Source organism: Streptomyces nanshensis (genome assembly GCF_001751255.1).
GTDB lineage: Bacteria > Actinomycetota > Actinomycetes > Streptomycetales > Streptomycetaceae > Streptomyces > Streptomyces nanshensis_A.
In genome coordinates, this window is sequence record NZ_LJGW01000691.1 from 1 (window position 1) to 7,721 (window position 7,721).

9 protein-coding genes are annotated in these 7,721 nt (G+C 73.3%); 3 read left to right on the forward strand and 6 right to left on the reverse strand.

Features of this window, described 5'->3' with window-relative positions:
- Both AN218_RS38960 and AN218_RS31905 read right to left on the reverse strand, forming a co-directional pair.
- Positions 1-117: SDR family NAD(P)-dependent oxidoreductase (locus AN218_RS38960; protein ID WP_141747779.1), on the reverse strand; the 117-nt coding region annotated here is incomplete at its 3' end.
- A gap of 193 nt (positions 118-310) precedes the next feature.
- A complete protein-coding gene (locus tag AN218_RS31905; RefSeq protein ID WP_070020509.1) occupies positions 311-1,117 on the reverse strand; it encodes an SAM-dependent methyltransferase in 807 nt (268 codons plus the stop codon).
- A 462-nt stretch (positions 1,118-1,579) separates the two neighbouring features.
- Between AN218_RS31905 and AN218_RS31910 the strand changes: the two genes are divergently transcribed.
- Together AN218_RS31910 and AN218_RS31915 are read left to right on the forward strand one after the other, a co-directional pair.
- A complete protein-coding gene (locus AN218_RS31910) occupies positions 1,580-2,092 on the forward strand; it encodes a hypothetical protein (RefSeq protein WP_244900889.1) in 513 nt (170 codons plus the stop codon).
- Between the two features lie 149 nt (positions 2,093-2,241).
- Positions 2,242-2,703 carry a MaoC family dehydratase gene (locus AN218_RS31915; protein WP_070020510.1) on the forward strand — a complete coding sequence of 154 codons (462 nt, stop codon included), beginning with the start codon at positions 2,242-2,244 and terminating at the stop codon, positions 2,701-2,703.
- A gap of 67 nt (positions 2,704-2,770) precedes the next feature.
- Here AN218_RS31915 and AN218_RS31920 read toward each other — a convergent pair whose 3' ends face one another.
- Positions 2,771-3,409: a TetR/AcrR family transcriptional regulator gene (locus AN218_RS31920; RefSeq protein ID WP_070020511.1), complete on the reverse strand. Its 639-nt coding sequence runs from the start codon at positions 3,407-3,409 to the stop codon at positions 2,771-2,773.
- 159 nt (positions 3,410-3,568) lie between these two features.
- On the opposite strand from AN218_RS31920, the gene AN218_RS31925 reads away from it, so the two are divergent.
- Positions 3,569-4,192 (forward strand): TetR/AcrR family transcriptional regulator, encoded by a 624-nt coding sequence (locus AN218_RS31925; RefSeq protein ID WP_070020512.1) that lies wholly within the window; start codon positions 3,569-3,571, stop codon positions 4,190-4,192.
- 83 nt (positions 4,193-4,275) lie between these two features.
- Here AN218_RS31925 and AN218_RS31930 read toward each other — a convergent pair whose 3' ends face one another.
- The 3 genes from AN218_RS31930 to AN218_RS31940 form a co-directional block, all read right to left on the reverse strand.
- A complete protein-coding gene (locus tag AN218_RS31930) occupies positions 4,276-5,028 on the reverse strand; it encodes a sulfite exporter TauE/SafE family protein (RefSeq protein ID WP_375537911.1) in 753 nt (250 codons plus the stop codon).
- 136 nt (positions 5,029-5,164) lie between these two features.
- Positions 5,165-6,268, reverse strand: coding sequence for a Zn-dependent alcohol dehydrogenase (locus AN218_RS31935; RefSeq protein ID WP_070020514.1), 1,104 nt, complete (start codon positions 6,266-6,268; stop codon positions 5,165-5,167).
- A gap of 92 nt (positions 6,269-6,360) precedes the next feature.
- A partial coding sequence (locus AN218_RS31940) for an aldehyde dehydrogenase family protein (protein ID WP_244900890.1) occupies positions 6,361-7,721 on the reverse strand: 1,361 nt, incomplete at its 5' end.

Consider the following 7,721-nt stretch of genomic DNA (forward strand, 5'->3'; position numbering starts at 1 on the left):
GTCGAGGTCGTTGACGGCGACCCGGGCGCCCGCCGCGGCGAAGCGCCGGGCGTAGGCCGCTCCGATGCCGCCGCCGGCGCCGGTGACGACCACAGTGCTCTCCCGCAGAGACTCCATCCGCGCAACTCCCCTTCGCCGTCCGGTGAATGATCCCCGGCGGCAGACTAACCAGTCGGTATGGCCGGGGGAAGAGGAGGGCGGCGGACCGCGTACGGGACGGGACGGGCACGAGAGCGACGGCGTCCGCGGGAGCGCTCCCGCGGACGCCGCTGTGACCTGGAGCGTCGGGCGAAGTGCCGCCCCGCGCCGGTCAGCCCTTGCGGCCGACGCCTCCGTAGGTGGTGACGGGAGTCACCGGGAACGGGGTGTGGTCGGGCCGCCACTGCGTGACGGGCACCAGGCCCGGCTCCAGCAGGTCGAGTCCGTCGAAGAAGTGCCCCAACTCCTCGGGGCTGCGCAGGTGGTACGGGACGGCGCCGCTTCTGTTGTACGTCGCGTGGGCCTGCTGCCGTGCGGCGCTGACGTCGGTGCCGTCGCTGAGCGTGAGATGGCTGCCGGGGGCCAGGGCCTCCAGCAGCCGCCGCACGAGCGACCGTGCGAGGTCGTCGTCGGGGATGTGGCCCATGATGCCGAGCATCATCAGACCGACGGGACGGCTGAAGTCCAGCGTCGCGGCGGCGGCTTCGAGGATCTTCTCCGGCTCGCGCACGTCGGCGTCGATGTAGTCGGTGGCGCCCTCGGGCGTGGAGGTCAGCAGCGCCTGCGCGTGTACGAGGACGAGCGGGTCGTTGTCGACGTACACGATGCGCGAACTCGGCGCCACGGACTGGGCGATCTCGTGGGTGTTGTCCACGGTGGGCAGCCCGGTGCCCACGTCCAGGAACTGGCGGATGCCCACCTCGCCCGCGAGATGGCGCACCACGCGCGCGAGGAAATACCGCGAGCCGCGGGCGGCGTCGACGATGCCGGGGAAGACCTTCGCGAACTCGTCGCCGGCCTCGGCGTCGACGGGGTAGTTGTCCTTGCCGCCCAGCCAGTAGTTCCAGATCCGCGCCGAGTGCGGCACGGAGGTGTCGATCTTGGAAGCCCGGTCCGCTCCGGGTCCCTCCTCGGCCATGCTGATCAGCTCCCGTACGCCCGGCGGTTTCCTCCACCCTACGGCGGCTCCCCCGGCGGGCGCGCCCGCGGCGGCGACGGGAGGCGCGATCCCGCCCCCGTCAACTCGGCGCGTACGGAAGGGGGTTCACCGCTTCGGGGACCTCCGGTGCCTCCCGGGGACGCACAGGCGGGCGCACACCACCGCGCACGCGGGCGCACCCGGGATTCACACGACACCACGCACCGTCGCCGGGCCTTCACGACTCATGGCCGTTCTGTGAGCACGCATGAGAACCGCGTGAGAATCGCCGGGCGGTACGCGTGTGGGCGCATGGCCGGGGTAGTTGACGGTCCCGGGAAGGCAGGTTGCCGTCGGCCCGGACAACCAGAAGGAAATGACTTCGCAACGGGGGGATCCGATTGCGCGGCACGTACGTCATATCGCCGACGAGTCGGGTCCAGTCCGTCGGAGGTGGGATGATTGGCCGGTTTCAGAGCCCTCGCAGAACAGGTCCGCGACCCTGACAGGGCGCCCTCCCAGCGCCGGCAGGCACTGCGCAAGTGCCTGGAGCGCTTCGCCCCGTACGGGCACCGCGCGACATGGCAGCATCTGGCCGCCGGGGCGGGCTTCCACGCGGACGACCGCGAGCCCGACCCGGAGCGCCTGGTCTCCGCGCTCGAAGAGCTGGAGGAGGCGCGGTCGGTGTGGCTGGCGTACGAGTCGCAGGTCGCGCAGCGCCGGAGAGCCGAGAAACGCCTCGGCATCAGACAGCCGGCGCCGCACGACGAGTGGCACCGTCTGACGTGGGGCGGCAGGTCGCTGCTCCCCTGTGACCCTTCGACGCCGCCCACCCCGCGGCTCGCGGACGTACTGCGCCGCATGATCGCCGCCATGGACAAGGACGTCGGCAAGGACGTCATCCGCTTCGCCGGAAGCTCCCCCGCACGCGCACTGCGCGCCGGAGTGAGCCCGATGGCCGGCTCCCGGAGCTGACACCCAGGGGCACCGCACGGCACCGCCGGATCGCACGGCGGCCTTCCGCTCCCGCGCTCGCGGACGTTGACACGCGCGACGGCACCACAGCATGCTGAGCGCGCGCTTAGCGACCAGGCGGCGCGCACACGCAGCGGGAGGTTGTACGGATGGCGGAGCCCCGGGTCTTCACCTCGACCGACGAACTGGCGGCCGCGGTCGGCCAGGAACTCGGCGTCAGCGACTGGCTGGAGATCGACCAGAAGCGGATCGACCTGTTCGCGGACGCGACGGGCGACCACCAGTGGATCCACGTCGACCCCGCACGGGCGGAGGACGGCCCCTTCGGCACGACCATCGCCCACGGCTATCTGACCCTCTCCCTGCTGCCCGCCCTCGTACCGCAGATCCTGCGCGTCGAGGGGGTGCGGATGGGCGTCAACTACGGCGTGAACAAGGTGCGTTTCCCCGCTCCCGTACCGGTCGGCTCGCGGGTGCGCGCCCGTGCCGAACTCCTCGAGGTCGGCGAGGCGGGCGGCGGTGTGCAGATCGCCGTGAAGGTGACGGTCGAGCGCGAGGGCGGCGAGAAGCCGGTGTGCGTCGCGGAGACCCTGAGCCGCTACTTCTGGTAGGCGGCTCCGGCGATCCCGGGCGCCCGGCGGTCCGCGCCGTCCGTCCTGTCCGTACCGTCCGTACGTCTCAGCCGGCCGCGGCCCGCGGCGCGACCATGCGCAGGACGAGGTCGGCGTAGAGCGTGCCGATCTCGTCCGGGCTTCTGCGGCCGTGCGGGCTGTACCAGCGGGCCACGTCGATGCACAGGGACATCACCGCGAGCGTCGTGCCGCGTACGTCGGCGACCTCGAACTCCCCGGCGGCGTGGCCGCTCTCCAGCACCCCGCGCAGGATCTCCTCGCTGCGGCGGCGCAGTCCGACGATCTCCTCGTAGTGCTCCGCGCCCAGCGCCGCCAGTTCGTACTGGACGACGCGGGCGGTGGTGTGGTGCTCGGCGTGCCAGCGCACGAAGAGCCGGACGGCGCGCGCGAGCCGCTCGGCATCGCTGCCGTCGCCGTCGGCGGCCTCGGCGAGCACGGCGACGGAGCGCTCGTGGCCGACCCTGCTGATCTGGAAGAGCAGTTCTTCCTTGGTCTTGTAGTGGATGTAGAGCGCGGCCGGGCTCATGCCCGCGCGGCTCGCGATGTCGCGGGTGGTGGTCGCGTGGAAGCCGCGCTCCGCGAAGGCGTCCACCGCGCCCAGGAGCAGCCGCCGGGCGGCGTCCGGGGAGACCCCTTCGAAGGATTCGTCGGCCGTCGCGACGCGGCGCTCCGCCTCCGATGCCATTGCCAGTGCCCTTCGCTCTGTCCCGGCCCTTTCCCGTCGGCCGGGCGAACACCTTACCCCGGCGGCTGAGCAGTTGCTTAGGGCGTCCGCATGTGCAGGGCGGGCGACGGGAGACCCGGCGGCGCCGGTGCACCGCGTACGCCGCTCTACCATCGGGGCATGGCCCGACCGTCCAAGCCGCTGCTGAGCAGGGAGCGGATCGTGGCGTGCGCGCTCGCGCTCGTGGACGCGGAGGGTCTGGAGGCGGTCTCCACGCGGCGGCTCGCGGCCGAACTCGGTGTGAGCGGGCCCTCGTTGTACAACCACTTCCGTACCAAGGACGAGATCCTCGACGCCGCCGCCGACACGGTCTGCGCACAGGTCGACGTGTCGATGTTCACCGACGGCACCGACTGGCGCCGTGCGCTGACGGACTGGGCGCGCTCCTACCGGGCGGCGCTCAACGCGCACCCCAACATCGTGCCGTTCCTGGCGCGGGGGCCGGGGCGCCGCCCGAGTCAGCTCCGCATGGCCGACGCGGTCTTCGGCGGGATGACCGAGGCGGGCTGGCCCAAGGCGCAGGCCACCCATATCGGCGCTCTCATGCGGTACTTCGTGGCGGGCTCGGCGCTCGGGTCCTTCGCCCGCGGCTTCGTCGGCGACGCGTCGCTGTACGAGGGCGACTACCCGCATCTGGACCAGGCGCATCTGCTGGCGCGGCACCAACGCTCCGTGGACGAGGGCGCGTTCGAGACCGGGTTGCAGGCGCTGGTGGACGGTCTGGCGGCGCGCTTCCCCGGCTGAGGCGCTTCCCCGGCTGAGGCGCTTCTCCGACTGACGCGAATCTCCGGCTGAGCCCTCTCAACCGCTCGCGCGGGGGCGGTCGTTCAGCCGCGCAGGAAGTACAGGACGGTCGTCGTCACGGCCGTCGCCAGCAGCACGCCCCGCAGCAGCGGCGCGGGCAGCCGCCGGGCGAGATGGGCGCCCGCGAAGCCGCCCGCCACGGCGCCGACCAGCATGGCGGCGAGGATCAGCGGAGTGCGCAGGGCGTCCGAGACGAAGAGGAAGAGCAGCGTCGCGCTGAGGAAGATGGCGGCGAGCTGTGTGACCCGCATCGGGTTGCCGGCCGCCGCGTCGATGCCGAGGCCGATGCTCCACAGCGCGAGCATCATGATGCCGACGGCGCCGCCGAAGTAGCCGCCGTAGACGGCGATCACGAACTGTCCCGCCAGTACGGCACCGGCGCTCAGCGTCACCGGACGTCCCACGGCGCTGCGCAGCGCCGCCGAGACGCGGCGCCCGAAGGCGAGGACGAGCGTGGCGAAGGCCAGCAGCCAGGGCGCCGCCGCGTCGAACGAGGACGCGGGCAGCACCAGCAGCAGTCCCGCGCCGACGGCGCCGCCCGCGACGCTGACCGCCGTCAGCCGCCGCGTGGACGCCGTGCCGACCGGGACCAGTTCGCGCCGCAGCACCCATGCGCTCGCCACCGCCCCCGGTACGAGGGCGATCCGCGAGACCGCGTTGGCCGTCACGGGCGGCAGACCGAAGGCGACGAGGGCGGGCAGCGCCACGAAGGTGCCTCCGCCGCCCACGGCGTTGAGCGCACCGGCGGCGACCCCGGCCAGCAGGACGAGCAGCATCTCCAGCACGTACCGAGGATCGTCGCAGGCCGCACGGCGCACAATGCATGATCGGTGTGGCCGGTCTCACGCGGCGCCGGGGCGTGAACGGGGGTGTGCCGGGGGGCGGTACGCGAGGCCGTCGGCGGCGGGAGTCTCAGCGCCGCGCGGGCTCGTCGCCGAAGACCACCAGCGCACGGCCGCCGCGTCCGGCGAGCATCGCCTCGAACGCCGCGGGGATGCCCTCCAGGCCGATCCGTTCGGTCACCAGGGCCGCGAGGTCCAGGCGTCCGCCGCGTACGTGTTCGGCCAGCACGGGCAGATCGCGGGCCGGGTCGCAGTTGCCGTAGACGCAGCCGGTGAGGGTGCGGGCGAAGTGGAAGATCTCCAGCGCGGAGAGGCGTACCTGCTCCTCCTTGCCGCCGATGCCCACGACGGTCGTACGGCCGCCGCGCCGCGTGGAGTTCCACGCCGTACGGATGGTCTCGCCGCGTCCGACGCACTCGACGGCGACGTCCGCGCCGTGGCCGCCGGTCAGCGCGCGGATCTCCTTGGCCGTCGTCTCCGAGGCGAGGACGAACGCGTCCGCGCCCGCTCTCCGCGCCAACTCCTCCTTCGCCGGGGAGACATCGACGGCGATCACCGTGCCCGCGCCCGCCAGGCGCGCCGACTGGAGCGCCGCCAGCCCCACCCCGCCGGCGCCGAAGACGGCCACCGACTCGCCCTCGCGTACGCGTGCGCTGTGGTGCACCGCGCCGTAGCCGGTCAGCGCGGCGCAGCCCAGCAGCGCGGCCTCGGTCAGCGGCACCCCGGCGGGCAGCGGCAGCAGCGAACGGGACGAGACGACGGTCTCCTCCGCGAAGGCGGCGGAGCTCAGGCCCGGGTAGAGGTCCTCGCCGCCGCGGGTACGGGCGTAGGGGACGGTGGTGGCGGCGTTGGCGTGCGGGCACAGCCAGGGCTCCGCGAGCACGGCGCAGAAGTGGCAGTCGCCGCACGAGGGCGCCCAGTTGAGGACGACGGGGTCGCCCGGTGCGTGCTCCCGTACGCCCTCCCCGACGGAGACGACCGTGCCCGCGCCCTCGTGGCCGAGGACGGCCGGTACGGGCTGGCGCAGCGTCCCGTCGGACAGCGACAGGTCGGAGTGGCAGACGCCCGCGGCCGCCAGCCGTACCCGTACCTGGCCGGGGCCGGGCTCGGGCAGGTCGATCTCGGTGACGTCGAGCGGCGCTCCGACGGCGGGGAGTACGGCGGCGCGGACCATGTCGGGCTCCTCGGGGGCGAGTCGGGCGCAGGGCGATTCGGTGGCGGTCTTCGGCGCCGGCGGGCGGCAACTACGGCCCCGCCGGGGCGGTCTCAGAACTGGAGGGACTTGGTGTGCAGATACTCCCCCAGCCCGTGCCGGCCCAGCTCCCGGCCGACGCCCGACTGCTTGTAACCACCGAAGGGCGCAAGGGGGTTGAAGCGTCCGCCGTTGATGTCGACCTGTCCCGTCTCCAGCCTGCGGGCGAAGGCGACGGCCTCCGCCTCGTCCGCCGCCCACACCGCGCCGGCCAGCCCGTAGACGCTGTCGTTGGCGATGCGCACGGCGTCGTCGGTGTCCTCGTACTTCAGGATCGACAGCACGGGACCGAAGATCTCCTCCTGGGCGATCGTCATGTCCGGGGTCACGTCGCTGAAGACGGTCGGCAGGACGTAGCAGCCCTCCTCGTGGCCCTCGGGCGCGCCGGGGCCGCCCGCGGCGAGCGTGGCGCCCTCCTCGACGCCCTTGGCGATGAACCCGGTGACGCGTGCGTGCTGCTCGGCGTTGACGACGGGGCCCAGGCGCGTGGACTCGTCCTTCGGGTCGCCGGGGACGTACTTGGCCACGGCCTCCGCGGCGATCCGTACCGCCTCGTCGTAGTGCTCGGCGTCCACGAGCATGCGGGTCCACGCGCTGCACGTCTGGCCGGAGTTGGCCATGACGTTGGCGACGCCCTTCTTGACCGCCTTGGTCAGATCCGCGCCGGGCAGGATGACGTTGGCGGACTTGCCGCCGAGTTCGAGCGCGACGCGCTTGACCGAGCCGCCGGCCGCCGCGCCGATCCGCCGTCCCACGGCGGTGGAGCCGGTGAAGGAGACCAGGTCGACGCCGTCGTGTGCGGCGAGGGCCTGCCCCGCGACCGGGCCGAGCCCCGTGACGAGGTTGAACACGCCCGCGGGGAAGCCCGCTTCGTGCACGGCCTCGGCGAAGAGCTGTGCGACGAGCGGGGTGTCCTCGGCGGGCTTGAGCACCACCGTGCATCCGGCGGCGAAGGCGGGGGCGGCCTTGGCGACGATCTGGTGCAGCGGGTAGTTCCACGGTGTGATCGCGCCGACGACGCCCACCGGTTCGTAGAAGACGCGGGAGTTGCCGATCTCCTCCTCGAAGGGGTATCCGGCCGCGAGTTCGGCGTAGCTGCCGCAGACCGCGACCGGCACGGCCGCGTGCACCGCGCGGGAGAAGGCCAGCGGGGCGCCCAGTTCGGCGGTCACCGTCGTGGCGATCTCCTCGCGGCGGGAATCCAGAATGCCGTGCAACGCGCCCAGCAGCGCCGCGCGTTCGGCCTGCGGCGTCGCCGCCCAGCCGGGCAGTGCGGCGCGCGCGGCCCGTACCGCCGCGGTCACGTCCTCCTCGCCGCCCGCCGGGACGGCGGCGATGACGGTGCCGTCCGCCGGGTCGGCGACCTCCAGCGTCG